The sequence below is a fragment of the Streptomyces sp. NPDC054961 genome (assembly GCF_053609145.1).
Genome location: NZ_JBSGWY010000051.1, coordinates 1 through 26,325, shown reverse-complemented (window position 1 = coordinate 26,325; position 26,325 = coordinate 1). Strand labels below are relative to the sequence as shown.

Here is a 26,325-nt window from a genome sequence, read left to right as displayed (position 1 = left end):
CCCCGGGGCGCTGCGCGGGGTGTGGGGGTCCCTCCCGGCCGCGCGCCGCCGCCCGGGCCCCGCCGCGGGGGGGGGGGGGCCCCCCCCCCCCCCCCCGCCCCACGCCGTGGTCGCACCGCTCGTCACCGAATCCGGAGGCTCGCCATGTCCGCTCCCCCCCTCGCCCCGTTCCCCGCCCCCGCCCCGAGCGAGTGGCAGGAGCGGTGGGTCGACGCGGTGCTCGCCACCCCGGGCGTCAACACTCCCCGCGGTGCGCTGGAGCAGATCGCTCCCTTCATCGTCCGCCCGAAGGATGCCCTGACCACCCCGGAGGAGGAACCGGACGGCGTCCGGCGCCTGCGCCCCGCGAGCTGCCGCTGGGTGCCGACCGACGCCGGCCGCGTCCTCACCGCGACCGTCCGCATGCACGGGGTCGGCGGCATCGTGTGGGAACACAACGAACGCATCAGCTCCTCGTGGCGTTCGGTCGTCAATCCCGGGCCGAGCCAGAACTCCGGGCGCGCCCTCTCCACGGTCCATTCCTGGAAGCGTGTGACGGAGAACGGCTCGGAGCTGACCTTCGCCGCGCTGGAGAGCGCCGTGACCGACCGGGAGTCCCTGATCAGGTGCGTCGACCAGGCGGTCAACGCACTGACCAACCGCGACGTCATGCGCACCTACGACCTCAAGGAAGACCTGGTGCTCAACGGCCAGGTGGAGCCTTGCATGTACGTCCCGCAGCACGTGACGCTGACGGAGAACCCCCCTGAACTGCCCGACGGCACGCCGAGGTTTCCCGCCTCGTACTGGGGCTGGATGGCCGTGCGCGGCAACAACCGGACGAAGTACCGCCAGGAGCTCTTCGGCATCACCTCGGCCGAGGTCCTCACCGGAGTGCCCTTCCGGAAACTGGGCCACGAGGACAGCAAGGACATCTCGGTCAACCCCTCCTTCTGGCTGAAGCAGTTCTCGGAGCTGCTGAACGCCGAGTACACGGAGGCGGAGAAGGCCGGCGAAACGGACAGCCGGGCCCAGCGCGCCAAGGAGATCTCCTCCGTCGAGGGTCAGCTCGTCATCGGCTGCCCGACGCCCGAGCGGTTGTTCCGCATCGTGCAGGGCAACAACCGGCGCGATCACGTGCACCCGCCCCTCGAGTTCGGGCCCAACGACCGGGGCCGCGCCCTGGGCCGCGGCGTCCTGGGCGCGTACACCGCGTACCGCTTGCTGGACGACACGGTCGCCGACGTACTCGCGGGTCTCGCACCCATCAGCGCGCTCCCCGGCGTCCCCGCGGACGCCTCGGTCTCGGAGCTCCGCGACGCCCGTTCGATGCGGCTGCTCACCGAGCTCTTCCCCACCGAGGCGGAGATGGCCAAACGGCGTCAGATCCGGGTGGCCCTAGGAGAGCCGGCACCTTCGCAGCTCAGCTCGAAGGACGTGAACCGACGGGTCCGCGCCTGGTCCGCGCTGACCTCCGAGTCCTACCCGCAGCCCTGGAACCCCCGCGTCGCCGAGATCCTCCCCCGCAACACGGCCCGGCAGGGGATCACTCTCTCCGGCCGTCCGCTGCGGGAGCTGCTCGCCGCCGCGGACACGGATCTCGACGCCTTCGAGGAACTGCTCGCCTACCGGGCTCCGCATTGGCTCGCCGCCTACGACATCGTCGACGCCGACCGGGGATCGATCGCCGGGCAGAAGATCGACGACGACGGCGTCCAGGCCGACAAGGTGCGGCGGAGCGTCACGAACAGCATCCACGCCATGCGCATGAATCCGGCCCAGGCCGTCGGACTGCTGCGGGAGCTCTCGCTCGCCATGGACGAGGGTGACCGGCACCCCCTCCAGGTCGACGAGAACGGCGCGCCCATCGACAAGCGGGCGACCCGCGCCTGGTTCAACCGGACCTTCACGAAGGAGTCCGGGACCCGGCCGCGCGGCACGCGGGGCCCCGCGGAACCACAAGGGGACGGCGAGCCTCCGTACGACGACCAGCCACCCTTCACCGTCAACGGCGCCCACGCGTTGACCGTCGTCGACCCCGCCGCCCCGACCGAGGCGGCCGAGGAATCCGACATGGACGTCCTGCGCCGGCTGCGGATCGACCTGGAGCACCAGATCGCCGCCATAGCCGATGCGGTCAAGGCCCTTCCCGAGCACCTCGGATCCATGTCCGACCGGGCGACTCTCGCGGGGCTGGAGCAGGCCATGGAAGGCGAGGACGCCCAGAGGCTGAGCCATGGCGTGACGCAGATCCTGCGGCACCTGCGGGCCGTCCCGGAGCACATCCTGGACCTCGGACCGGCGTAGCCCGTCTCTTTCGGATCGTGCCCCCGAACGAACGGCGAAGGCCGACCGGGCTGTGCACCCGGGTCGGCCTTCGGCGTGGAGCGGGGGACGGACGCGGCGTCAGGCGTCGACGCTCTTGGGCTCCGAGGCGGCGGCCTCGGTCGCCGCCTGCTTCTTCGAGGCGATCAGGCTGGTGATCGTGGTGATCACGAGGACTCCGCAGATGACGCCCAGGGAGACCGGGATGGAGATCTGCGGGACGTGGAGGCCCGATTCGTGCAGGGCGTGCAGCACGAGCTTGATGCCGATGAAGCCGAGGATGACGGAGAGCCCGTAGCTGAGGTGGACCAGCTTCTCGAGCAGGCCGCCGATGAGGAAGTACAGCTGGCGCAGGCCCATCAGGGCGAAGGCGTTGGCGGTGAAGACGATGTACGGGTCCTGGGTGAGGCCGAAGATCGCGGGGATCGAGTCCAGGGCGAACAGTACGTCGGTGGTGCCGATGGCGAGCATGACGATCATCAGCGGGGTCAGGATCCGCTTGCCGTTCTCCCGGATGAAGAGCTTCGTGCCGTGGTAGCGGTCGGCGACGCCGAACTTCTTCTCGATCGACTTGAGGAGGCGGTTCTCCTCGAACTCCTCGTCCTCCTCGTCCTTGCGGGCTTCCTGGATCAGCTTCCACGCGGTGTAGATGAGGAACGCGCCGAAGAGGTAGAAGACCCACGAGAAGTTGGCGATGATCGTGGCGCCCGCGGCGATGAAGATCGCGCGCAGGACGAGGGCGATCAGTACGCCCACCAGCAGGACGCGCTGCTGGAGCTGCGAGGGGACCGCGAACTTCGCCATGATCAGGACGAAGACGAAGAGGTTGTCGACGCTCAGGGACTTCTCGGTGATGAACCCGGCGAAGAACTCCTGGGAGGCCTGGCCGTGTCCGAAGAACAGCAGGCCGAGGCCGAAGAGTGCGGCGAGGGCGATCCAGACGACCGTCCAGATGCCCGCTTCCTTCATGGAAACGTCGTGCGGTTTGCGGCCGATGAAGAAATCGGCGCCGATGAGGATGCCCAGACCAAGAATGGTCAGCACCCAGAGGGTCAAGGAAACGTCCACGGCTACATGCCTCCGGCAGATGGCTCAGCACTGTGTCAGCGTCATCGCTGCCGGAGGTCTCTTCCACCCTGACGGCCGGGAGGCCGCGGGCCGGCGCCCCGGGACCGGTCACGGTCCGTATTGACGGGCACGCCGTACAGGAAAGCAGGAATACTCCCCTCCGCGCTCACCAGGGTACCCGGCATGTCCGCGGAAGGTAAAGGGGAAACCAAGAACTGGTCAGTGACCGGTCATCCGGAGGGGAGCGGTGGGCGGCCGCCGCCGGGCGCTGCCGGCGGCCACCCGGCTACCCGGCGGCCCGCCTGGCCGCCGTCACCCGCTCCAGCACCTGGTCCAGGACCCGGCTGCCCTGCGGGGGCAGGTCCGGTTCGAAGGTCCAGGCATGGTGGACCCAGGGGTCGGCGAGGTGATTGTCCGGCACGGGAGACAGCCGCATCAGCGAGCGCCACAGCGGATCCAGCAGCGGCCCGTAGGCCGAGGCCTCGTCACGGTCCGCGACCATCAGCAGGTGGACGCCGACCGCCGGCCCCTCATCGGCGAGGTAGCGCAGACGGGTGACGGCCCGGTCGTCGAACCCGTGCGGGAAGTCGTGCACGATCAGCAGCTGATCGGCCGTGTCCACATCGGGCGGCAGGTCTTCGGGAGCCCCGGCCCGCACCGCCATCTGTACGAGGTCCACGCGCCGGGTCAGCCGCTCCAGGGTCTCGGTGACCCCCGCGGCCCCGGCGGCGGGCGGCCCGGCCAGCACCCCGGCGCGCACCAGCGGAGCCAGCGCGGCGGCTCCGGCGCCGGCCGCGTCGATGACGTGGACGGCGAGCCGGTCGGCGGGATGGGCGGCGAGCAGCCGGGCGGCGTGCGCGACGGCCATGTCCATGGCGGCCCGGCGCAGCCGGTCGGTGTCCATGGCCATGGCGGCCTCGGAGCCGGTGCGGCCGTTGTCGATCCACAGCCCGCGCTCCAGCGGGACCCGGACCAGCATGGGGATGCGCAGGCCGGGCCGCTCGGGCAGGTGCAGGTCGCCGAGGCGCAGGGCCAGCGGGCTCTCCGCGGGCGGGGCGGCGGACCGGGGGTCGTGCCAGACCGGGTTGTCCCAGCGGGCGTACGGGGCCGGCAGCGCGGGCTCGACCACCTCGGCCTCGGCGGTGAGCTGGTCGAGGTCCCGGTCGAGGGCGGCCTGCGCCCGCGCGACCAGCTCGTCACGGCGGGCGCGGGCGGTGTCGCGGGCGGCGTTGCCGGAGCCGCCGAGGCGGTGGCGCGGGTCGGACAGCGCCTCGTCGAGCTCGCGGTCCATGCGGGAGTCGGCGAACTCGACGGCGCCGCGGTAGGCGGCGACGGAGCGGGCCATGTCCTCGAACATGCCCCACACCTGGTTGTAGAGCCGCTCTTCCATGGACCAGCCGCTCGCGTCCCCGGCGACGGGCCGCGGCGGTTCGCCGGGCTGCGCCGGCGCGGCGGCGCGCGGGGCGGGCTCGGGCGGTTCGGTGCTGGTGCGGCGGCGCGGGTGGGCGTAGCTGATCGTGGGGGGTCCGCCGGCGGTGTCTCCGCCGGGCGTGCCCGCGTAGGGGGACCCCGAGGCCGGGAGCGGATCCGGGGGCGCGGGAGACGCCGGGGCCGGCGGCGCGTCCGGCGCCGGGGCCTGGTGGGGGGCGGGGGCCGGGGCCCGCAGGCCGCGCGGCACGGTGGGCGTCGTCCCGGTCGGCAGGGCCGCCAGGGTGATGTCGCCCGGCGCCGTGAGTCCCGTCGCCGCGGCGGCGAGCTCGGCGGCCGCCGGGGCGCTCAGGCCGGCGTCGGCGAGCAGCGCGCCGAGCCCGCCGGCGTACCCCTGACCGACGGCGCGGACCTTCCAGGCGCCCTGGCGCCGGTACAGCTCCAGGGCGAGGACCGCGGTCTCGGAATCCAGGTCGGTCAGCGTGTACCCGGCGAGCTCGGCGCCCTCCGGTTCGGCCAGGGACACGTAGGACGCCGGGACCGCTCCGAAGCGCGCCGGACCGCCGGGCGGCAGGACGAGCACGACACCGACCCGGTGCACGGCCGGACCGACCGCGTCGAGGTCGACGACCACGCGGTGCCGCGCCGAGACCCCCTCGGACGCCTCGAGACCCGGCAGGGTCCGGGCGCCGGGGTGGGCCACCGCTCCGGGCCCGGCGAGCCGGCCCGCGTCGTCGCAGACCTGGACCAGGGCGAGCACCGGTGTGCCCGCCGAGACCCTGACCTCCACCCGGCTCCGGGACAGGGGGTGGTTCTGCCCCCGGACCAGTTCGGCCGTCATCGTGCAGCCCCTCCCCCGTACCCGTTCTTCTGCCGTGCCGTCGGTTGCGCCGTGCTTCGTCCTACAGGTGCGGCAGGATCGCCGGCATCAGGTCCTGGAAGGTCCGCCCGTTGGCCGGATTCCCGAGGGCCGTCATCTGCCAGCCACTGCCGACGCGCGACACCTTCGCCATGATCTGCGCGGTGTACTGGCCGCCGCCGTCGAGGGTGTAGCGGGCCAGCTCCTGGCCGTTGGTCTCGTCGACGATGCGGCAGAACGCGTTCTGCACTTCCTGGAACGTCTGGCCGGTGAAGGAGTTCACCGTGAAGACGATCTGGTCGATGTGCACCGGCACGCGCTGCAGGTCGACGAGGATCGACTCGTCGTCCCCGCCCTGGCCGACACCGCCGACGAGGTTGTCACCGGTGTGGCGCACCGAGCCGTCGTCGCTCTGCAGGTGCCGGAAGAACACGACGTCCACGGGCTGCTTGTCGGCGAAGAGCACCGCCGACGCGTCGAGGTCGATCTCCCGGGTCCGCGAGCCGAAGAGCCCACGGCGCTTGGCCGCCTGCCAGCCCAGGCCCATCCGGACCGCGGTCAGCGTGCCTCCGTCCGCCTTCTGCAGACTGATGGCCTGACCCTTGGTCATGTTGACCGTCACGCGCTGTCCCCTCTCCTAGCCCGCCCCGATGTGGGTGCGCAGCGTGTACCTGCGGCTGGTGCCAACCCTACTGACCGCCTCCGGGTCAGGCGAGGCCCGCTTCCTTCATCTGCCGGAGCTCCTTCTTCAGCTCGCTCACCTCGTCCCGGATCCGGGCCGCGACCTCGAACTGGAGCTCCGCGGCCGCGCCGCGCATCCGCTCGGTCATCTGCTCGATGAGCGAGGCCAGTTCGGCGGCGGGCCGGTCGGTCGCCACCACGCCGGCCTTCGCGCCCTTGGCGCCCTTGGCCCCCTTGGCGCCGGCCTTGGCCGGTCCGGCCGCCTTGCCGCCCAGCGCCGGGACGGGCGCCTTGACGGCCTTGCCGTCCTTGGTCTGGCGGTACCCGGTGCCGAGGAGCTGCTCGGTGTCGAGCTCCTCGCGGGCGATCGTCGCCACGATGTCGTTGATCTTCTTGCGCAGCGGCTGCGGGTCGATCCCGTGGGCCGTGTTGTACGCGACCTGCTTCTCGCGGCGCCGGTTGGTCTCGTCGATCGCCTGCGCCATGGCCGGGGTGATGCTGTCCGCGTACATGTGGACCTGGCCGGAGACGCTGCGCGCCGCGCGGCCGATGGTCTGGATCAGGGAGGTGCCGGAGCGCAGGAAGCCCTGCTTGTCGGCGTCGAGGATCGCCACCAGCGACACCTCGGGCAGGTCGAGGCCCTCGCGCAGCAGGTTGATGCCGACCAGGACGTCGTACTCGCCGGCGCGCAGCTCGCGCAGGAGCTCGATGCGGCGCAGGGTGTCGACGTCGCTGTGCAGGTAGCGGACCTGGATGCCGAGCTCGAGGAAGTAGTCGGTGAGGTCCTCGGCCATCTTCTTGGTGAGGGTGGTGACCAGGACCCGCTCGTCCTTCTCGACCCGCTGGCGGATCTCGTGCACGAGGTCGTCGATCTGCCCCTCGGTGGGCTTGACCACGACCTCCGGGTCGATGAGGCCGGTCGGGCGGATGATCTGCTCGACGAAGCCGTCCCCGCGCGAGAGCTCGTACTTCCCCGGGGTGGCCGACAGGTAGACGGTCTGGCCGATCCGCTTCTGGAACTCTTCCCACTTCAGCGGCCGGTTGTCCAGGGCCGACGGGAGGCGGAACCCGTGGTCGACCAGGGTCCGCTTGCGGGAGGCGTCGCCCTCGTACATCGCGCCGATCTGCGGGACCGTGACGTGCGACTCGTCGATGACGAGGAGGAAGTCCTCGGGGAAGTAGTCGATGAGGGTGTTGGGCGCCGAACCCCGCTCGCGGTCGTCCATGTGCAGCGAGTAGTTCTCGATGCCGGAGCAGGAGCCGATCTGGCGCATCATCTCCAGGTCGTAGGTGGTGCGCATGCGCAGCCGCTGCGCCTCCAGCATCTTGCCCTGCTTCTCCAGCTCGGCGAGGCGCTCGGCCAGCTCGGTCTCGATGCCGCGGACGGCCTTCTCCATGCGCTCGGGGCCGGCGACGTAGTGGCTGGCGGGGAAGACGTACAGCTCGCGGTCGTCGCTGATCACCTCGCCGGTCAGCGGGTGCAGGGTGGACAGCGCCTCGATCTCGTCGCCGAACATCTCGATGCGGACGGCCAGTTCCTCGTAGACCGGGAAGATCTCGATGGTGTCGCCGCGCACGCGGAAGGTGCCCCGGGTGAAGGCCACGTCGTTGCGCGTGTACTGGATCTCCACGAAGCGGCGCAGCAGCTGGTCGCGGTCCATCTCCTCCCCCACCTTGAGGGGGACCATCCGGTCCACGTACTCCTGCGGGGTGCCGAGGCCGTAGATGCAGGACACGGAGGCGACGACGATCACGTCGCGCCGGGTGAGGAGGGAGTTGGTCGCGGAGTGGCGCAGCCGCTCCACCTCCTCGTTGATCGAGGAGTCCTTCTCGATGTAGGTGTCCGACTGCGGTACGTAGGCCTCGGGCTGGTAGTAGTCGTAGTACGAGACGAAGTACTCGACGGCGTTGTTCGGCAGGAGCTCGCGGAACTCGTTCGCCAGCTGGGCGGCGAGCGTCTTGTTGGGTGCCATCACCAGCGTGGGCCGCTGGAGCTTCTCGATCATCCAGGCGGTGGTCGCCGACTTGCCGGTTCCGGTCGCGCCGAGCAGCACGACATCCTTCTCACCTGCACGGATGCGCTTCTCCAGCTCGGCGATGGCCGTCGGCTGGTCACCGCTGGGCTGGTAGGAACTGACGACCTCGAAAGGCGCCACCGTGCGTTCGATCTTCGATACGGGCCGCATGGGTCAACCGTACGACCCTCCACTGACACTCCACGCTCCCGCGGCCCGTCGGATCCGTGCGGGTCGTCTGGTCCGTTTGTCGTAGTTCGGTGGCGCCCCCACGATCTTCAACCCCATGATCGCCGTACACGGCTCTCCCTGAAAGACCGTCGAAAACCGCAATCCCGCACGTGCACTGCCGCAACAAATGCCGCTCCACACCCGTTTGAGGCAGGAGCAGGGCTCACGACCGAGGAGAACGCGCATGTACGTCCGACCCGTCGCCGCGGCCACCGCCGCCATCCTGGGACTCACCCTCACCGTGTTCGGCGCGACGGCCGCCTCCGCGGCGCCCGGTCCGGACTGGCTCTCCAACCCGATCGTGTACGCCCACCGGGGGGCCTCGGCGTACGCGCCGGAGAACACCCTCGAGGCGATCGACCTCGCCATGGTCATGGGCATCGAGTGGGTGGAGAACGACGTCCAGCGCACGAAGGACGGCGAGCTCGTGGTGATCCACGACGACACCCTGGCCCGCACCACCGACGTCGAGCAGGTGTACCCCGACCGCAAGCCCTGGCGCGTCAAGGACTTCACGGCGGAGGAGATCCGGGGGCTGGACGCGGGCAGCTGGTTCGCGCCGCGGTTCGCGGGCGCCCGCGTGCCGACCCTGCGGGAGTACATGGACCGGGTGCAGCGCAACCGGCAGCGGCTGCTCCTGGAGATCAAGAAGCCGGAGATCTACCCCGGGATCGAGGAGCAGACCCTGCGGGTGCTGGCCGACACCGGCTGGCTCGACGAGAACCACGTGAGCCGCCGGCTGGTCGTCCAGAGCTTCAGCGCCGAGTCCGTGCGCATCGTGCACGAGCTGCGCCCGGACCTCGTGACGGCCTTCCTCGGCACCCCGCCCGTGGCCGATCTGCCCCGGTACGCCCAGTTCGCCGACCGGATCAACCCCTGGTACACCACGATCGACGAGGACTGGGTGGCGGCGGTGCACGGACTGCTCGGCGCCCACGGCAAGGCGATGGAGGTGGACACCTGGATCGTGGACGACGCGGAGACCGCCCGGAAGGTCCAGGACATGGGCGTGGACGGGATCATCACCAACAAGCCCGATGTCGTACGGAACGCGGTGGGCGGGTACTGAACCGGGGACCGTCGCTGTCGGCGGGTGGCCGTACCGTGAAGGGGTGGACAGCACCGAGCGGCCCCGCGGGCCGCGCCTCGAATGGACCGTCGTCCCCAGCGACATCGGGCCCCTCCTCCTGGCCGCGACCCCGGAGGGTCTGGTCCGGGTCGAGTTCCATGCCGGGCCGGACCGGACCGCGCGGATGACCGGCGCGCTGATCTCCCGGCTCGGCGCCGACGCCTGGCATCCGCCGTCGGGCGAGGAGGTCCTGCTGGCCGAGCCGATACGCCAGCTGACCGCGTACTTCGCCGGCACCCTGCGCCGCTTCGACCTGCCGCTGGACTGGCGGCTCAGCTCCGGCTTCAACCGGCAGGTCCTGCGGGAGCTGGACCGTTCGGTGCCCTACGGGGCGGTCGTGAGCTACGGGGAGCTGGCCGCACGCGTCGGCCAGCCGGGCGCGGCGCAGGCCGTCGGCAACGCCATGGGCTCGAACCCGCTGCCGCTGGTGGTGGCCTGTCACCGGGTCGTGGAGAACGACGGGGGCATCGGCGGCTTCGGCGGCGGCGTGGAGACCAAGCGCGTCCTGCTCGCCCTGGAGGGCGTGCTCCCGCCGCCGCTGTTCTGACCTCGGACACTTCGGACGCGAGGTCCGCGTCCGACACTCTGTCCGCCCCGCCGCCCCCGCCGACGCGGTTCCGTCGCCTCCGCCGTTTCGTGTTCCGCCGCCGACGACGACGCGGATTCCGCCGCCCGTCCGCAGACCTCCTGTCAGGCGCGGAGACCCGCCGCCGGGGTCCCGGTCCCGGCGGCCGCTTACTCGGTTCCGCCAGGCGGTAAGGGGTGCGAAACTGCGGCGGTGACTACTGCTGCCGCGCCCGCGCCCGCGCCCGTAACGCTCCCGTGTCCGCGTCCCGGTCAGGGGCCGACCGCGTGAGCGCCGAGCCCACCGCCGACCGGACCGCCACGTCGGTGACCCTGGCCGACCTGCCCCGGCTCCAGCGCCGCACCTCCGGCGTGCTGATCGCCAGCCAGATGCTCAGCGGGATCGGGGTCCCCGTCAGCATCGCCCTGGCCCCGGTACTCGCCACCGAGATCAGCGGCACGGAGTCGCTGTCCGGCTTCGCCTCCACCGCCGCCGTGATCGGGACGGCCCTGGTCTCGCTCCCGCTCGCCGCCCTGATGACCGCCCGCGGCCGTCGCCCCGGCCTGGTCCTGGCCTACCTCATCGGCGCCGCCGGCGCGGCCCTCGTGGTCCTCGCCGCCTCGGTCAAGAGCTTCCCGCTCCTGATGCTCGGCATGGCCGCCTTCGGAGCCGCGTCCTCCGCCAACCTCCAGGCCCGCTTCGCCGCCTCCGACCTCGCCGAGCCCAGCCGCCGCGCCCGGGCCATCTCCCTGGTCGTCTGGGCCTCCACCCTCGGCGCGGTGCTCGGCCCCAACCTCTCCGCCCCCGCCAGCCGCAGCTTCGCCGGCACCTCCATACCCGAGATGGCGGGGCCCTTCGTCTGGGCCGGCGCCGTCTTCCTGCTCACCGCCGCCCTGATCGCCGTACTCCTGCGCCCGGACCCGCTCCTGACGGCCCGCGCGCTCGCCGCGCCCGCGGAGCAGACCCGCGCCGGGCGTTCGCTGCGCGCCGGCTTCGCGGCCGTCAAGGCCTCCCCCCGGGCCCGGCTCGCGCTGGTCACCATCGCGGTGTCCCACACCACCATGGTCTCGATCATGGTGATGACCCCGGTCGACCTGAGCCACCACGGCGCCGAGCTGCAGCTCATCGGGCTGGTCATCAGCGGGCACATCGCCGGCATGTTCGCCTTCTCACCGGTGATGGGCTGGCTCGCCGACCGGCTCGGCCGGCTGTCCGTGATCGGCCTCGCGGCCGGGCTGCTGTCGGTGGCCGCGCTGCTCGCCGGCACGGCCGGCCCGCATCACGCCCAGAGCGCGGCCGGACTGTTCCTGCTCGGCCTCGGCTGGTCCGCGGGCATGGTGTCCGGGTCGGCGCTGCTGACCGACTCGGTGCCGCAGCCCGCGCGGGCCGCCGTACAGGGACTGAGCGACCTGACGATGAACACGGCCGCCGGCGTGGGCGGCGCGGTCGCCGGGCTGATCATGTCCCAGGCGGGCTACGGCTGGCTCAACGCGGTCGGCGCCGCGCTGCTCCTGCCGATGGCGGCGCTCGCGCTGTTCACCTCGCGCCGCCACCCGGTGAAGGCGTCCGCACCGGCTCAGTAGGAGATGTGGTACGCCTTGCGGAGCGTCTCGTGGACGGTCCAGGTGGTCCGGTCGCCCTCCCGCAGCACGCAGGCCGAGCCGGGCCCGACCTCCAGCGTCGCGCCGCCCTCCACCGCGATGGTGGCGCGGCCGCTGACCACCACGAACAGCTCGTCGGCCTCGGTGTCGGTGACCACGCCGGGGGTGATCTGCCAGATCCCGCGCACCTGCGAGCCGTCCGCTGCCTCCCACAGCACCTTGCCCGTCACCACCGGATCCCCGGAGAGGACCTGCGCGGGATCGAGGTCCTCGCGCTCCAGTTCCGTGTCCGGGAGGTCCGGTACGGAGACGGCGAAGGAAGCGGGGGCGGCGGACGGGGCGGCGTTGTGATCATTGGTGCTCATGGCGCGCCAGCCTAATCCGGGCGCACCGCACCCCGGGGTGACCAGAGCGTCCAGCGCGCGCCTTCCCGGCGCGTCACCCTGTCGAGCCCCGGCGGGCCGGTGCCCCAGCGGGTGGGACATCGCGCGGGCCCCGGGCGCCCATCCCGCAGCTACCGCTCACGCCGCTCACGGGGGACGCTACTCGGACAGGTTCGCGCCCGGTCGGCGGCGACGCGTTTGGGGCCCCGGATCCCGTGCCAGGGATGGGGACATGTCACAGCACACAGCAGCGTCGTCATCGCCCGAGGCCCCCGTACCGGTCCTGTCGGAGGAGGTGCGCGAGGCCCTCGCCCGGCGGCAGCCCGTCGTCGCGCTGGAGTCGACGATCCTCGCGCACGGCCTGCCGCGCCCCCGCAATCTGGCGGTGGGCCGGGAACTGGAGGAGCTGGTCCGGTCGGAGGGAGCCGTTCCGGCCACGATCGCGGTCATCGACGGCGTGGCCCACGCGGGACTGGACACGGCACGGCTGGAGCGGATCGCGAGCGGCGAGGGCGTGCGCAAGCTGGGCCATCGGGATCTGGCGCCCGCGCTGGCGACGGGGGCGACCGGCGCGACGACGGTGTCCGCGACGGCCTTCCTGGCGGCGCGGGCGGGGCTGCGGGTCTTCGCCACGGGCGGTCTGGGCGGCGTCCACCGGGAGTGGACAGGGTCGCAGGACGAGTCGGCGGACCTGTCGCTCCTGGCGCGGACACGGATCACGGTGGTGTGCGCGGGGGTGAAGTCGATCCTGGACGTGCCGGCGACGCTGCAGCGGTTGGAGACGCTGGGGGTGGGGGTGCTCGGATACGGGACGGATCGTTTCCCCGGGTTCTACCTGGCCGACTCCGGCGAGCCGGTGGACTGGACGGTGCACCAGCCCGCGGAGGTGGCGGCGGTGATGGCCGCCCAGGACGCCCTCGGCGGAACGGAGTCGGCGCTGCTGGTCGCCAATCCGGTGCCGGAGGCCGAGCAGTTGGATCCGGAACTGCACGACCGGGTGCTAGCCGAGGCGCTCTCGGAGTGCAGGGAGCGGGGCATCACGGGGCAGGCGGTGACACCGTTCCTGCTGGGGTTCCTGGTGCGTGCGACGGGCGGGGCCTCGCTGGAGGCCAACCTGGCGGCGGTACGCGGAAACGTGCGCCTCGGGGCCCGGATCGCGCGGGCCTGGGCGGCGCGGCCGTGACCGGAGGCGGACCGGCCTCAGGCGGGCCGGCTTCAGGCGGGCCGGGCGGCGGTGACGTGCGCGGCGGTGACGCCACCGGCCGGGGCCGTGCGACCGGCGGGCCGGGTGCCCTGCTGGTCGTCGGGGATGTGGTGACCGACGTGGTGGCGGTGCATGCGGAGCCCCTGGCCCCGGCCACCGACACCCCGGCCCGGATCCGGACCCTGCCGGGCGGCGCGGGGGCCAACGCCGCCTGCTGGGCGGCCCGTACGGGGCTCACGGACGTGCGGCTCCTCGCGCGGGTGGGCGGCGAAACGGCCCGGTGGCACGAGCGGGCCCTGCTCGACGCGGGGGTGCGGCCGACCCTGGTGATCGACCCGGCCGAGCCGACCGGCACGGTGGTCGCGCTGGTCGGCCGGGACGCGGAGCGGACCTTCCTGACCGACAGCGGTGCCTCGCTGCGGCTCGCCCCCGAGGACTGGGTGCCCGAACTGCTGGACGGAGCGGCCCATCTCCACCTGTCCGGTTATCTGTTCTTCGCCGACAGCAGCCGGGACCTGGCCCGGGTGGCGCTGCGGGCGGCCCGCGCCCGGGACGTACCGGTGAGCGTGGACCCGGCGTCGGCCGGGTTCCTGGCCGTGCTGGGTCCGGAGCGCTTCCTCGATGCCGTGGCGGGGGCCGGCGTCCTCCTGCCGAACGAGGACGAGGCCTTGCTGCTGGCGGGGCTGAGCGGGTCCACCGGGTCCACCGAGGCGGGCGGGGTGGCGCGGGCGGCGGCGGAGCTGAGCCGCAGGGTGCCGCTGGTGGTGGTCACCCGGGGCGTGGCCGGGGCGCTGATCGCCGAGGACGGCCGGGTGACGGCCGAGGTCGCGGCGGAGAGCGCCGAGGCGGTGGACTCCACGGGCGCCGGGGACGCGTTCACCGGCGCCTTCCTGGCGGCCCGGCTGGCGGGCGCGGGATCGGCCTGGGCCGCCGGAGCGGGGTGCCGGGCGGCGGCGGAGGCGGTGACACGACTGGGCGGACGGCCGTAGGGAAAACCCCGGCACCGGACCGGCTCGGCGGCCCGCCACGAGGTGTGACGAGCCGTCACGCAGTCTTGCGGGGCCCTACGCGGTACCACGAGGTGACGCGGGTGACGCGGGTGACGCGAGGTACTACGAGGTGTACTGCTGGTCGAGGGCGTCGATGACTCCCTCGGCGTTCAGGTGGTAGCGGAACACGCGGCCCTGGTCGGGGTGGGCGATCAGCCAGTCGATGAGCTGCTGGAGCGTGATGGACTGGCTCACCGTGCTCGCGACGATCGGGGTGACGGCCGTGATCTTGGCGTCCTCGGCGATGTTGAGGTACGTCTCCTTGCCGACCGTCTCGAAGGGGGCGGCGTCGGCGCCGGGTGCGGCACAGCCCCAGTGGCCGTGCTTGAGGATCAGGCTGTGGGCTCCGCCTTCGGGCGTGTAGCGGTAGACGGCGATCTCGTCCGGCGAGACCGGCATCTTGTGGTCGCAGGCGGAACCGGGTGCGGGCGTCTTCGTGGCGCCCGCCGCGGTGGCGCTCGGAGCGGTCGGGGTCGGCTTCTTCGGGGACTTCGAGGGGGTCACCGGGGCCGAGGGGGAGGGCGTGGCCGCCGGGCTGCCGGTGGGGCTCGCGACGGAGGCTCCCGGCCCCGGCCCTCCGCTGCCGTCGTCTCCGTTGCAGCCCGTGAGGGCCAGGGCCCCGCACAGGGCGAGCGCGGCCAGCGCCGCCTGCCCGCGCATCCGTCTCGAGTCCCGCACTGCCGGGCGGTGTGCACGCATGGCCGTCTCCCTCTGCCGGGGCTGCCACCGGGTGGCCGCCGTCGTAGCGTGCCGTCAACGTAGCGGCCGGTAACGGACAGGGCGATGGCCTGAACCGTTCGTCACCGGGCCGGGATCCCCTTGTTGCCGTTCGCGGAAATCCGTGACGGCGCGGCTGCGTGCGGAGGGCTGCGGGCCCCGCGTCAGCCGTCGCGGGCTCCGCGCAGGCCCGTCCAGGCGGGGTGGCGCGGGTCGTCGGCGCGGACCAGGGCGTCGGCGAGGTCCGCCGGACCGGTCTGCGCCTCGTAGCGCGCGAAGGCGGGCAGCGTCCAGCGGTCGGACTGCTCCGTGCGGCGGGCGAGCGCCCCCGGGGAGAGGCTGATGTGGACGCTGAGGTCGAAGGGGAACCAGTGGCCCAGGAGCAGCGGGCCGTGCACGATCAGCACCCCGCCAGGCGGCAGTTCGACGTAGGGGCTGCGGGTCGCGCGGTCGGTCGCCGGATCCCAGAGGTCGGGCAGCACCCGGCCGGTCCCGCCCGGGTCGGTCGGTCCGAAGACCTCGCGCCAGAGCGCGGCCGTGTCGTACCAGCCCTCGAGGTAGGAGTCGACGTCCTCGCGGCCGAACTCGAAGCGGAGGGAGGCCGGGCGCAGGAAGCCTTCGGTCGCCACCACCAGGGCCGGACGGCCGCGCGGGCGCAACGCCTCGGCCAGTTCCCCGGCGAGCACGGCGGTGCGGGCGGCGGGCGCGCCGTCGATGCCCACCCGCCGCCAGACGGCCTCGCCGCCGCCCGCACCCTCGCCCGCGCCGTCCCCCGCGCCGTCCTCGAGGTGACCGGCGAGGCGCTCGGCCATCCGCTGCCATGTGATCGCTTCCAGCTGCACGAGCCCATTGTCAGTGGTGGCCCCTAACGTTTTTGACGAGGGATCACCGGCGCACAGGAGCCGGCGGCCCGGCCTGGGGGAGGGGTCTGTCATGGCTGCCGAAACGACGTATCTGGAGCTGTCGCAGGACGACGGCGGTGCCCACAAGTTCTACGAGGTGACCGTGGACGGCACGGCCGTCTCCGTGCGGTACGGCCGGATCGGCGCCGACGGCCAGCTGCAGAACGCCTCCTTCCCGACCGTGGAGAAGGCACGGGCGGCCGCCGCCAAGAAGGTCGGCGAGAAGGTCCGCAAGGGCTACGCCCCGGCGGTGCGGGGCGGCCGCGCGGCCCGGTCGGTGACGCGCCGGCAGGTGACGTCCACGCCGTCGACGGCGGGCGCGGCGGCACCGGTGCTGTGGCGGTTCCGTACGGGTTCCTCGGCCTTCGGGATCCACGTCGACGAGGACCGCTGCTGGGTCGGGAACCAGGCCGGCGACGTCTACACCCTGAGCCACGGCGGTGAGGTACTGGCCCGCTACTCGCTGCCGGACGGGGTGAAATGCCTGGTGGCGGACGAGTTCTGGATCTACGCGGGCTGTGACGACGGCACGGTGTACGACCTGTCGTCGAAGGTGCCGTTCGGGGCGTACGACATCGCGGCCGACGTGGACATCTTCTGGCTCGACATCCGCGAGGGCGTGCTGACCGTGTCCGACCGCAGCGGCGGGCTGACGGTCATCGACCACGAGGACGAGTTCCAGTGGTCGCGGCGGTCCTCGGGCAGCAACGCCTGGATGGTGCGCGCGGACGAGCGCGCCGTCTACCACGGCCACAGCAAGGGCGTGACGGCCTACGCGCCGGACGGCGGGCGGGAGCTGTGGCACACCGCGACCGACGGTTCGGTGCTGTTCGGCTGGCAGGAGGACCACGCGGTGTACGCGGGGACCGGCCGGAACACCGTGCAGCGGCTGTCGAAGGCCACGGGCGCGGTGGAGGCCTCCTACCGGTGCGACGCGGCGGTGTACTCGTGCGCGACCTCGCCGGACGGCCGGCACGTCTTCGCCGGTGACCTCGCGTCCTCGGTGTACTGCTTCGACGCCGACGGGCGCCGGCTGTGGAAGCTGGGCACCGGCAGCGGGGCCGCGCTGTCCATGCAGTACCTGGACGAGCGGCTGTACCTGGTGACCACGGACGGTTCGCTGGTGTGCGTGGACGCGAGCGAGGCGGCCATCGCAGCCGCCCGGCAGGGCTCGGTGCCGACGGCGGTGGACGTGAAGTCCGCGGCCGCCCTGCCCGTCTACACCCCGGCGGCGACGCCCGCCGCGGTGGCGACGGTGTCGGTGGCCTCGGTGCCCCCGGGCGGCGTGGTCGTGGAGTGCGTGCAGCAGGGCAACCGGATGCGCGTCCAGGTGCTGTCGGGCGGCTTCGAGCCCTCCTGGAACGTGCAGTTCCCCCGGGGGATCCGGGTCCCGGGCGCGCGGTACGTGGTGGACGGGCTGCACCCGGCTTCAGGTGGCTTCTACCGGGTCCGCGGGGAGATACGCCGACTCGTCTGAGGCGTGCGCCGGAGTCTCGACGGGGAGCGCGAAGGGGGCGTCCTCGGCCAGGGCGGCCGTGATCCGCAGGACGACGGGCTCCGCGCCGAGGTTCCGGCCGAGGTGGACGTGGTGGATGCCGGCCGGCTCGACGAAGCGGGTGCCGGCGTGGTGCACCTCGACCGTGCCGTCGCTCAGGATCCGGGTCAGCGTCCCGGACCTGACCAAGGCCATCAGCGGGACCTGGTGGTAGTGCCAGCCGGTGCTGCCGCCCGGCCCGAGGGCGACCTCCCTCGTCACCAGGCCGGAGGCGGACCGCGCCGCGGAGCGCGCCGCCCTTGACCTTGCCCTCGGGCGTCGTGCCGTCGCCTGCCCTCCACCCACGTGCGCCTCCTCCATGGGCGCCCGCCGCAACCCGCTCGACCGACGGTAGGACGACGGCATGAGGGGGCGGGAAGACGCGGCGAAAGCACAACTCCCCATGCAGAAAAGGTGATATAAGGCCCGGACGGCGGTATCACTCCTCCATGAGCCTGGTCGTGTTCGAGTCGACGAAACAGATCCACTGCGCGGGATGCCGGCAGGGTCCGCTCCGCCGTCTCGTCCGCGAGGCCGGCGTACCCCGTTGCCTCGACTGCGCGGACCTCGGGCACCTCGTCTACCTGCCGCGCGGGGACACGGCCCTCACCCGCCGGGCGCACGAGGCCAGTTCGCTCTCCGCCGTCGTCCTGCGCTTCCACAGACGGCGCCGCCGCTACGAGCGTCTGGGCCTGCTCGTCGAGGACTCCGCCCTCGCCCGCGCGGAGCGGGCCTGCCTCGCGGACGCCGAGGCGCGGGCCCGCCGCCGCGACCGCGACCGGCTGCGCCGCGAGGCCGAGGACACCCGCTTCACGGCGGCCTTCGCCGCCGAGATCCTGCGGCTGTTCCCCGGCTGCCCCGCCGACCGGGCGCGGGCCATCGCCGCGCACGCCTCGGTGCGCGGCAGCGGCCGGGTCGGCCGCAGCGCGGCCGGCCGGGCTCTCGACGAGCCGGCCGTGTACGCGGCGGTCCGGGCGGCCGTGCGGCACCTCGACACCGAGTACGACTCCCTGCTGATGGAAGGCGTGCCCCGGTTCGCGGCCCGGGCCCGGCTGGCGCCCCGGATCGACGCGGTCCTCGACGGCTGGCGGGCGGAGCCCGGAGCGGCCGCCCGCCGCCGGGCCGTCAGCTGAGCCGGAAGCGGCGGTAGAGCAGCACTCCCCCGAGCAGCAGGACTCCGCCTCCGGACAGCAGGTAGCCGGCGCCGTCGGCCCCGGTGTGGGCGAGCGCCGAGGGGCCGTCCTGCTGCGGGGGCGTCGGGGACGGCGGGGACGGCGGGGTGACGGGACGGACGTCCACGGGCGGCCGGACGGGCTCGGCGACGGTGGGGGGCTGCTCGCCGTTGACGGAGGTGTTGCCCACCGAGGAGTTGCCGACGCCGACGACGCTCACCGCGTTGCCGCTGAGGTTGACGGGCAGGTCGACCGGGAGCTGGAGCCCGTTGCCGGAGAGCAGCCCGGGAGAATCCTTTCCGCGCTCCTCGGCCACCGCTCCCCCGGAATTCCCCCCGCTGTTCCCCCCGTTGATTCCGGCACCGTTTCCCGCACCGGGCTGCGAGGAGTGCGAGGACCGGGACGGCCCGGCGTTCCCGGCGTTCCCGGCGTTCCCGGAACGGCTGGCGCCCGGGGTCCCGTTGGCGCACCGGTTCCCGGCGGCCGAGTTGAGGAGGCCGACCACGCTCACGGTGTTCCCGCACACGTTCACCGGGGTGTGCACGGGCAGTTGCACGAGGTTCCCCGAGAGTAGCCCCGGCGAACGCTCGGCCTGTCCGCCCGCGTTCGCGTCGGCGTGGGCGAGGCCGCCCACCCCCGCGGCCACCAGTCCACCTCCCGCAACCACCGCCGCGATCAAGCCATTCCGACGACTGTGACGCATCAGTTTTCCTGCTTTCCGGAGGAGTCACGGGCGTTGCACCCGTACCGGAAACAACGCGGTAAACACGTTCGGGTTATAGCGGCGATAGGCATTTCACCCCATCGTGTACTGGGTAATTCCTACTTCATGACTAATCCGCTGCTTCTCCTCGACGTGGACGGACCCCTGAACCCGTTCCGCTCCCGCCTCGCGGGCCTCCGCGGCTACACCAGCCACCGGATGCGGCCGACGGTCTGGATGTCCTCTCGCACACCGGATTCCCGCAGCGCCCGACGCGGCCTGCGGGTGCGCTTGCATCCCGCCCACGGACCCCGCCTGCTCTCCCTGCCGTACGAACTCGCCTGGGCCACCACCTGGATGCACGAGGCCAACACGATGATCTCCCCGCACATAGGACTACCCACCGATCTTCCCGTCATCGAGTGGCCGGAACTCTTCGCCGACGACCCCGACGGGCTCTCCTGGAAGACCCGCCACCTCACCGCCTGGGCGGCGGGCCGGCCCTTCGCCTGGGTCGACGACATGATCACGCCCCGCGACCGCGTCTGGGTCGCCGCGCACCACCCCGGCCCGGCCCTGCTCCTGCGCGTCCACCCCCGGCAGGGCCTGCGCCCGGCGGACTTCGCCACCCTGACCACCTGGGCGGCGGGGCTCAGCGCCGCAGGGCGGTGACCGGATCCGGGGAGGGGCTGCCCGCGGGCCACCAGTCGTCGTCGCCCAGGCGGTTCTCGTACGCGTACCAGAGGGCGTCGCGGCCGAGGCGGAGCTGACGGGAGGTGCCCGTGAGGCGGTTGCGGTCGGGACGGAAGGGACCCTGGGCGGCGGCGAGGAGGATCGGACGGGCCCGGTCGAAGGGGCCCGCCGGGGGGTCCCAGGGCTCTTCGAGGGCGATCAGGGCGGGCAGGCCGCCCTGCCGCCAGGCCGCCGCACCCCGGGCGAGGTCGGTGGTGCTCCGGCCCGTGGCGCGGGCCAGGTCCCGGTAGAGCACGCGGGCGGCGCCGGTGAGCCCCGCGGTGGGGTGCGCCGAGGCCAGCCGGACGGCGTCCTGCCAGCGGGTCAGGCCGCCGATCGGATCCTCGGCGGTGGTGAGCAGGGCCAGGGCCCGGGCGGCCGCGTCCCCGGCGAGCTGGTCCAGGGCGAGCGGATCCGGGGCCGCGGGATCGGCCGGACAGGCGGGCGGCAGCCCGACGGCGGCCGGCACGGCCGGCGGGGCGGGCAGCGGCGGCAGGACGGCGCGGGCGAGCGCCGCGCGGGCCGGCACACCGGGGAAGTCCGGCGCCCCGTCGGGCTGTTCGCGCGCGGCATGGGCGGCGTTGCGGCGGGTGAGCTCCTCCAGCAGCTCCCGCTCGCCGCGTCCGCGCAACAGCAGGAGGACGAAGGGATCGGCGTCCAGGAGCCGGGCCGCCCGGTAGCAGAGGGCGGCGGCGTGCTTGCACGGCGGGCGGCCGACGTCCGGGCAGGAGCAGTGCGGGACGAGCTCGCCCGCGCCGGGCAGGACCGTTTCCGCGAGCGACTCCGGGACGTCCCGCTCCAGCAGCGCGGCGAGCGCCGTCGGGTCGGCCGCGACCGCCTCCAGGAGCTCGCGCCAGTCGGCGTCCGCGAAGGCGGGCAAGGACAGCTCGGTGCGGTACGGGCGCGGCCGGCTGCCCCGTACGTAGGCCACGATCCGGCCCGGGGTGATGGTGACGGCGTCGACGTGGCCCTCGGCCGCGTACGTCCGCCCGCGGGCCAGGCGGGCGCCGTCGCGGGCCACCGCTTCGAGGGCCGACACCCAGGCCCGGCCCCACCAGCTGACGGCCTCCACCCCGGGCGGCACCGTCTCGAACGTGCGGCGGCGGTCGTCCCGCGCGGTGATCACGCGGGCCTGCGCAGGGAGACGAGGTCCGCCAGCTCGCGGTCGCTCAGCTCGGTCAGCGCCGACTCGCCGGAACCGAGCACGGCATCGGCCAGAGCCCGCTTCGCCTCGAGCATCTCCGCGATCCGGTCCTCGACGGTGCCCTCGGCGATGATGCGGTGGACCTGGACGGGCTGGGTCTGGCCGATGCGGTAGGCGCGGTCGGTGGCCTGCTCCTCGACGGCCGGGTTCCACCAGCGGTCGTAGTGGATGACGTGGCCGGCCCGGGTCAGGTTCAGCCCGGTTCCCGCCGCCTTCAACGACAGCAGGAAGACGGGGGCCTCCCCCGCCTGGAAGCGGTCCACGAGCTCCTCGCGGCGGGCCACCGGCGTGCCGCCGTGCAGCAGTTGGTGCGAGATCCCGCGCGCCGTCAGATGGCGTTCGAGGATCCGGGCCATCGTGACGTACTGCGTGAAGACCAGCACGGAGCCGCCCTCGGCCAGGATCGTGTCGAGCAGTTCGTCCAGCAGGGCCAGCTTCCCGGAGCGGTGCGCGATCCGGGTGTGGTCCTCCTCCTTCAGGTACTGCGCGGGGTGGTTGCAGATCTGCTTGAGCGAGCCCAGCAGCTTCATGATCATGCCGCGCCGCTCGATGCCCTCGCTCGCGCCGATCACGGCCATCGCCTCGTCGACCGCGGCCTGGTAGAGCGAGACCTGCTCGCGGGTGAGGGACACGGGGTGGTCGGTCTCCGTCTTCGGCGGCAGCTCGGGCGCGATCCCCGGATCGGACTTCTTGCGCCGCAGCAGGAACGGCCGCACCAGCGCGGCGAGCCGGGCGACCGCCTCCTCGTTGCCGCCGTCCTCCTCCTGCTGGTGCTCCACGGGCCGGGCGTGCCGGGCCCGGAACGTGGTGAGCGGCCCGAGCAGCCCCGGCGTGGTCCAGTCCAGGAGCGCCCACAGCTCGGAGAGGTTGTTCTCCACCGGGGTACCGGTCAGTGCCACCCGGGCAGGCGCCGGGATGGTGCGCAGCGCCTTCGCGGTCGCCGAGTGCGGGTTCTTGACGTGCTGCGCCTCGTCGGCGACGACCATGCCCCAGGACTGTTCGGCCAGCCGGGCCGCTCCCGCGCGCATCGTCCCGTACGTGGTGAGGACGAATCCTCCGTCCGTCCCTTCCAGGCTGCGGCCGGCGCCGTGGAAGCGGCGCACCGGCGTGCCGGGGGCGAACTTCTCGATCTCCCGCTGCCAGTTGCCCAGCAGCGAGGCCGGGCAGACGACGAGCGTCGGCTCGGGGCGGTCGCGGTGCAGGTGGAGCGCGATCAGGGTGACGGTCTTGCCCAGCCCCATGTCGTCGGCGAGGCAGCCCCCGAGACCGAGCGAGGTCATCAGGTCCAGCCAGGCCAGGCCGCGCGCCTGGTAGTCGCGCAGGGTGGCCTTCAGCGCGGCCGGCTGGGGCAGCGGGGCCAGTTCCCCGGTCAGCCGCTCCCGCAGGGCCGCCAGGGCCCCCACCGGTACGACGGCCACCGGCTCCCCGTCGACCTCGGCCGTCCCCGTCAGGACGGTGGCCAGCGCGTCCACCGGGTCCAGCAGCCCCAGTTCGCGCTTGCGCGCCTTGCGCACCAGCTCCGGATCGACGCGCACCCACTGGTCGCGCAGCCGCACCACGGGCCGGTGGGCCTGCGCGAGGGCGTCCATCTCCCCCGGGGTGAGCCGGTCGCCGCCGAGCGCCAGCTCCCAGGAGAAGGCGAAGAGGTGCCCGGCGTCGAAGAAGGCGGTGCCGTCGGTGGCGGAACCGGGCGCGGTGGAACGTACGACCGCGGTCGCCGAGAGCGTACGGGCGAACTCGCGGGGCCAGTGGACCAGCACTCCGGCGGCCGCCAGCCTGGTCGCGGCGCGGCCCAGCAGGTCTTCGAGCTCGGGGTCCGAGAGGGCCAGGACATCGGGGGCGGGCTGGTCCAGCAGGCGCAGCAGCGGCGGCCAGACCCGGGCCGCGCGGCGCAGCGCGAGCACGGCGTCGACCCGGGCACGGGGGCCGAAGCCGGCCGCGGCGGCGCCCGCCCAGAGCGTCGAGGCGTCCGTGACCAGGGTCGGGTCGGCGAGGCTGTGCACCTGGACGACGGCGGCACCGGCACGGCGGGTGTCCTCGTCCTCCGCCTCGTCGAAGAGCCGGAAGGAGGACAGGTCGAGGCGGAGCGAGATGCCGACCCCGGTGTCCGCGCCGGAGGCGACCTGCGCGGCCCACTCCTGCATCCCGGGGACGTACTGCGGCTCCTGGGCGGCGAACGGGCGGCCCGCGGCGAAGGGCGCCGCCGGGGTCCGGGGAAGGCTGTCGGCGACGGCGTCGAGGAACGCCCGGACCAGTGCCTCCGGTTCGGGCAGGTGGAGCGGGCGGCGGCCGGCCAGCGGGGTGGCGTACCCCTCGTGGGGCAGGGCGGCGGCGACCGCGCGCAGGTACCCGACGTCCTCGGCGTCCAGGGGCCCGGCCCGCCAGGCGTCGATGCCCTCCGGGGTCAGGCCGGGCAGCAGGCGGCCACGGGCCACGAGGGTGAGCGCCTGGACGGCGGCGGTCCCCCAGGCGCGCGTCGCGGGATGAACGGCGGGGCCGCGGACCGCGCGGACCGCGCGGACCGCGCGGACGAGGAGCGGCAGCGCTGAGGTGACGGACAGGGTGACGGCGGGAACGGTCCGGCTGCGGACCCCCTCGCCCTGGGCACGGACCACGGTGAGCGGCTGCGGCGTCCCGGCCGCGGGCAGCGGGTCCCCGTCGGGTGCCCAGAAGGCGAAGTGGCTCTCGCGGGGGACCGCGGCGGGCAGGAACACGGCGGCGTGGCGCGTCAGGGCCGCGAGTGCCGAGGGATCCACCGGCGCCGCATGCCTCGCCGCCTCCACCAGGTCCGCCGGGTCCACCGCTGCCGCCGTCAGGGCGGGCACGCGTGGCTGCGCCGTCGCTCGCATGGCCACACCGTCCCCCTCCGCATTCGGCGGGATCCTCGTGGATCCCCTCTCCCGTCGAGTTTAGGCGCGGCCACTGACAACGCCGCTGAGCTGCCCGTTTCCACGAAGCCGTGTGCGAATCCGTACGCCGGGCGGCCGACGGCGGCGGACATACGCCAGGGACGGCCCTCGTCGTCGAGACGGAGCGCACGACCGTCCCATTGTCCCGGATTCGTCCCAAACCGACGCCCTGCGGCCCGCCCCGGGCGGAGCCCCCTCGGGCATCGCCACACTGCTGCACCAGCACACCGACCGACACGGGGAGCACCGACCATGGTCCGACGCACCGCACGCACCGCACGCACCGCACGCATCACCGCCGCCTTCGCGGCGACGGCCGCCGCCACCGCCCTCGCCCTCACGTCCCCCGCTTCCGCCACGGCCACGGCCTCGGCCGCCACCGCGCCCGGCTTCCTGAGCGGCGCCGACCTGCCCCCGCACGCGTCCTCCCCCTGGTACACCGGCCCGGTCGCCCAGGGCCTGCCCGAGTCCGCCCCGTTCTGCCTGGACGGCGTCCTCCCGGCGGCCGGCAGCTGGTACCGCACCTTCGGCACCGAGGCCGACGCGGGCGCGGTGCAGATCTCCGTACGCGCCTCCTCCGCCGGCGCGGCCGCCACGCTCGCCACCGCCCTGGAACGCGAGGTCGCCGCCTGCGCGGCGGACTGGCTCCGGACCGAACCGGCCGGGACGGCCTCCTGGCGGGACTACGGGAAGCTGCCCGTCGAGGAGGGCGCGCACGTCTACGGGGTGAACATCTCGATCCCGGACTCCGAGCCCGGCGTCCACCTCTACGGAATCGGGCGCGACGGATCCACCGTGACCGTCGTGAAGTGGGGGCAGATGGGGAACCTGGCCGACGCGCCCGTCCCCGCCTTCAAGAAGACGACCGCCACCGCCGTGGACAAGCTCCGTCCCTGACGCGGACGCGACGCGCCCGGGGTGGGACCATGGAGAGGAGGCAGGCCCGGTCGATCACGTAGAGGTGATGGCCCATGCGAACCGGAAACGAGCCGGTGACCGCCCGCAGCCCGCTGCGGCTGCGCCTCTGGCTGAGCCTGTGGGGTCTGGTCTGGGCCGCCGCCGGGGCGGCGGTGTTCTCGCTCGCCGCCCGGCCCGGGTGGGCCGCGGCCTGCGCCGCCGTCGCCGTTCTGGCCGCCGTCGACCTGGTCGTCGTGATCCGCCACATCCGCCAGGGACCGCACTACCAGCCCGGCCGGGACGTACCGCCGTACGAGCCCCCCGGCCACTGAGGGCTGTCGTCAACGTCGCGCGGCACTAGCGCGCCTCGAACGCGACCCACGTGTTCACCGGCAGTTCGGGCCTCCCGGGCACCGGTCGCCGCTCCTCGGTCCAGGCCTCACCCGCGAGTGCGGAGGCGACGCGACGCCAGAAGCGTGCCGCGCCCGCGTTCTCCTCCTGAAAGGCGATCTCCCACCGGCCGGGGTGCGCGGTCAGGACGGACCGCACCGCCCGCAGCCCGAGGCCCGACCTGCGTGCCCCACGCACCACGAAGAAGCTGTTCAGCACGCGCACCTCGCGGTCCAGCGCGCGGACGAACGCGAAGCCGACCGGTCGGTCACCGGACCAGACGAGATGGGCCGCCCAGGTGGCATCGCCGAGCGCCGACTCCAGCCACTCGCGCCGGTACGTTCCGTCCGGGTTCGGCAGGACGCCCCGGAACTCCGACAGGTCGTGCAGGAAGAGCGGCCAGAGCCGTTCCAGGACGTCCCGGTCGTCGGCGCCCGCTCTGCGGACAGCCAGGTCTGCCATCTGATCCTCCTCGAGAACGCGAAAAGCCTTCCGGCGGACCGGAAGGCTTCGAGCTGTCGCGCGCATTCTATTGTGTTCACGGCCCGCCCACCTAGGCCGTGTTTTAGGTAGGGGTTCCGGTCCACGCCTCACGCTGTGATGATCATGGTGTGGGGCGTGGGGATCTTTCTGATGAGCAGTGGTCGG

Annotated in this window: 24 protein-coding genes; 11 read left to right on the top strand and 13 right to left on the bottom strand. The window is 73.5% G+C overall.

Features of this window, described 5'->3' with window-relative positions:
• The first annotated feature begins 144 nt into the window (after positions 1-144).
• A complete protein-coding gene (locus ACWF9Z_RS31985; protein WP_453608060.1) occupies positions 145-2,286 on the top strand; it encodes a hypothetical protein in 2,142 nt (713 codons plus the stop codon).
• 99 nt (positions 2,287-2,385) lie between these two features.
• Here the strand turns inward: ACWF9Z_RS31985 and ACWF9Z_RS31980 are convergent, their stop codons facing one another.
• From ACWF9Z_RS31980 to uvrB, 4 genes are all read right to left on the bottom strand, one after another.
• A complete protein-coding gene (locus ACWF9Z_RS31980; RefSeq protein ID WP_453608058.1) occupies positions 2,386-3,372 on the bottom strand; it encodes a TerC family protein in 987 nt (328 codons plus the stop codon).
• A gap of 286 nt (positions 3,373-3,658) precedes the next feature.
• Positions 3,659-5,641: a TerD family protein gene (locus ACWF9Z_RS31975; protein ID WP_453608055.1), complete on the bottom strand. Its 1,983-nt coding sequence runs from the start codon at positions 5,639-5,641 to the stop codon at positions 3,659-3,661.
• Positions 5,642-5,702: 61 nt separating this feature from the next.
• On the bottom strand, positions 5,703-6,281 hold the full coding sequence (locus ACWF9Z_RS31970) for a TerD family protein (RefSeq protein ID WP_123077559.1): 579 nt from the start codon (positions 6,279-6,281) through the stop codon (positions 5,703-5,705).
• Positions 6,282-6,366: 85 nt separating this feature from the next.
• On the bottom strand, positions 6,367-8,526 hold the full coding sequence (uvrB, locus tag ACWF9Z_RS31965) for an excinuclease ABC subunit UvrB (protein WP_453608052.1): 2,160 nt from the start codon (positions 8,524-8,526) through the stop codon (positions 6,367-6,369).
• Positions 8,527-8,770: 244 nt separating this feature from the next.
• On the opposite strand from uvrB, the gene ACWF9Z_RS31960 reads away from it, so the two are divergent.
• From ACWF9Z_RS31960 to ACWF9Z_RS31950, 3 genes are all read left to right on the top strand, one after another.
• Positions 8,771-9,655 (top strand): glycerophosphodiester phosphodiesterase, encoded by an 885-nt coding sequence (locus ACWF9Z_RS31960; RefSeq protein ID WP_453608050.1) that lies wholly within the window; start codon positions 8,771-8,773, stop codon positions 9,653-9,655.
• 43 nt (positions 9,656-9,698) lie between these two features.
• Positions 9,699-10,262, top strand: coding sequence for a methylated-DNA--[protein]-cysteine S-methyltransferase (locus ACWF9Z_RS31955; RefSeq protein ID WP_453608047.1), 564 nt, complete (start codon positions 9,699-9,701; stop codon positions 10,260-10,262).
• Between the two features lie 305 nt (positions 10,263-10,567).
• Entirely contained in the window at positions 10,568-11,863 is a 1,296-nt protein-coding gene (locus ACWF9Z_RS31950) for an MFS transporter (RefSeq protein ID WP_453608044.1), read from the top strand.
• Here the strand turns inward: ACWF9Z_RS31950 and ACWF9Z_RS31945 are convergent.
• Positions 11,857-12,246: a cupin domain-containing protein gene (locus ACWF9Z_RS31945; protein ID WP_453608041.1), complete on the bottom strand. Its 390-nt coding sequence runs from the start codon at positions 12,244-12,246 to the stop codon at positions 11,857-11,859. The genes ACWF9Z_RS31950 and ACWF9Z_RS31945 overlap by 7 nt on opposite strands.
• 250 nt (positions 12,247-12,496) lie before the next feature.
• Here ACWF9Z_RS31945 and ACWF9Z_RS31940 point away from each other — a divergent pair, with 250 nt between their 5' ends.
• The gene (locus ACWF9Z_RS31940; protein ID WP_453608038.1) at positions 12,497-13,447 is read left to right on the top strand and encodes a pseudouridine-5'-phosphate glycosidase; all 951 of its coding nucleotides are present in this window, start codon (positions 12,497-12,499) and stop codon (positions 13,445-13,447) included.
• A gap of 32 nt (positions 13,448-13,479) precedes the next feature.
• Here ACWF9Z_RS31940 and ACWF9Z_RS31935 read toward each other — a convergent pair whose 3' ends face one another.
• On the bottom strand, positions 13,480-13,602 hold the full coding sequence (locus ACWF9Z_RS31935) for a hypothetical protein (RefSeq protein ID WP_453608121.1): 123 nt from the start codon (positions 13,600-13,602) through the stop codon (positions 13,480-13,482).
• Between ACWF9Z_RS31935 and ACWF9Z_RS31930 the strand changes: the two genes are divergently transcribed.
• Complete coding sequence (locus tag ACWF9Z_RS31930) at positions 13,579-14,457, top strand: carbohydrate kinase family protein (RefSeq protein ID WP_453608112.1); 879 nt, start codon at positions 13,579-13,581, stop codon at positions 14,455-14,457. The two genes, ACWF9Z_RS31935 and ACWF9Z_RS31930, sit on opposite strands and share 24 nt — an antisense overlap.
• Positions 14,458-14,580: 123 nt before the next feature.
• Here the strand turns inward: ACWF9Z_RS31930 and ACWF9Z_RS31925 are convergent, their stop codons facing one another.
• Together ACWF9Z_RS31925 and ACWF9Z_RS31920 are read right to left on the bottom strand one after the other, a co-directional pair.
• Positions 14,581-15,216 carry a hypothetical protein gene (locus ACWF9Z_RS31925; RefSeq protein ID WP_453608035.1) on the bottom strand — a complete coding sequence of 212 codons (636 nt, stop codon included), beginning with the start codon at positions 15,214-15,216 and terminating at the stop codon, positions 14,581-14,583.
• A 182-nt stretch (positions 15,217-15,398) separates the two neighbouring features.
• Positions 15,399-16,076, bottom strand: coding sequence for a uridine kinase (locus tag ACWF9Z_RS31920; protein ID WP_453608032.1), 678 nt, complete (start codon positions 16,074-16,076; stop codon positions 15,399-15,401).
• Between the two features lie 91 nt (positions 16,077-16,167).
• Here ACWF9Z_RS31920 and ACWF9Z_RS31915 point away from each other — a divergent pair, with 91 nt between their 5' ends.
• Positions 16,168-17,613: a WGR domain-containing protein gene (locus tag ACWF9Z_RS31915; protein WP_453608029.1), complete on the top strand. Its 1,446-nt coding sequence runs from the start codon at positions 16,168-16,170 to the stop codon at positions 17,611-17,613.
• On the opposite strand, the gene ACWF9Z_RS31910 is transcribed toward ACWF9Z_RS31915, so the two are convergent.
• Entirely contained in the window at positions 17,566-17,892 is a 327-nt protein-coding gene (locus ACWF9Z_RS31910) for a cupin domain-containing protein (protein ID WP_453608027.1), read from the bottom strand. The genes ACWF9Z_RS31915 and ACWF9Z_RS31910 overlap by 48 nt on opposite strands.
• Positions 17,893-18,119: 227 nt before the next feature.
• Between ACWF9Z_RS31910 and ACWF9Z_RS31905 the strand changes: the two genes are divergently transcribed.
• Positions 18,120-18,803 (top strand): DUF2293 domain-containing protein, encoded by a 684-nt coding sequence (locus ACWF9Z_RS31905; protein ID WP_453608025.1) that lies wholly within the window; start codon positions 18,120-18,122, stop codon positions 18,801-18,803.
• On the opposite strand, the gene ACWF9Z_RS31900 is transcribed toward ACWF9Z_RS31905, so the two are convergent.
• Positions 18,796-19,488: a chaplin gene (locus ACWF9Z_RS31900; protein ID WP_453608022.1), complete on the bottom strand. Its 693-nt coding sequence runs from the start codon at positions 19,486-19,488 to the stop codon at positions 18,796-18,798. The genes ACWF9Z_RS31905 and ACWF9Z_RS31900 overlap by 8 nt on opposite strands.
• A 183-nt stretch (positions 19,489-19,671) precedes the next feature.
• On the opposite strand from ACWF9Z_RS31900, the gene ACWF9Z_RS31895 reads away from it, so the two are divergent.
• A complete protein-coding gene (locus ACWF9Z_RS31895; RefSeq protein WP_453608020.1) occupies positions 19,672-20,217 on the top strand; it encodes a hypothetical protein in 546 nt (181 codons plus the stop codon).
• Here the strand turns inward: ACWF9Z_RS31895 and ACWF9Z_RS31890 are convergent.
• Together ACWF9Z_RS31890 and ACWF9Z_RS31885 are read right to left on the bottom strand one after the other, a co-directional pair.
• Complete coding sequence (locus tag ACWF9Z_RS31890) at positions 20,198-21,403, bottom strand: SWIM zinc finger family protein (protein ID WP_453608018.1); 1,206 nt, start codon at positions 21,401-21,403, stop codon at positions 20,198-20,200. The two genes, ACWF9Z_RS31895 and ACWF9Z_RS31890, sit on opposite strands and share 20 nt — an antisense overlap.
• Positions 21,400-24,330, bottom strand: a complete 2,931-nt coding sequence (locus ACWF9Z_RS31885; protein ID WP_453608016.1) for an SNF2-related protein — start codon at positions 24,328-24,330, stop codon at positions 21,400-21,402. The genes ACWF9Z_RS31890 and ACWF9Z_RS31885 overlap by 4 nt, the downstream gene beginning before the upstream one ends.
• A 312-nt stretch (positions 24,331-24,642) precedes the next feature.
• Here ACWF9Z_RS31885 and ACWF9Z_RS31880 point away from each other — a divergent pair, with 312 nt between their 5' ends.
• Both ACWF9Z_RS31880 and ACWF9Z_RS31875 read left to right on the top strand, forming a co-directional pair.
• The gene (locus ACWF9Z_RS31880) at positions 24,643-25,287 is read left to right on the top strand and encodes a hypothetical protein (protein ID WP_453608013.1); all 645 of its coding nucleotides are present in this window, start codon (positions 24,643-24,645) and stop codon (positions 25,285-25,287) included.
• 74 nt (positions 25,288-25,361) lie between these two features.
• Positions 25,362-25,619: a DUF6343 family protein gene (locus ACWF9Z_RS31875; protein WP_453608010.1), complete on the top strand. Its 258-nt coding sequence runs from the start codon at positions 25,362-25,364 to the stop codon at positions 25,617-25,619.
• A gap of 25 nt (positions 25,620-25,644) precedes the next feature.
• Here ACWF9Z_RS31875 and ACWF9Z_RS31870 read toward each other — a convergent pair whose 3' ends face one another.
• Positions 25,645-26,139 (bottom strand): GNAT family N-acetyltransferase, encoded by a 495-nt coding sequence (locus ACWF9Z_RS31870; RefSeq protein ID WP_453608007.1) that lies wholly within the window; start codon positions 26,137-26,139, stop codon positions 25,645-25,647.
• Between the last annotated feature and the right edge of the window lie 186 nt (positions 26,140-26,325).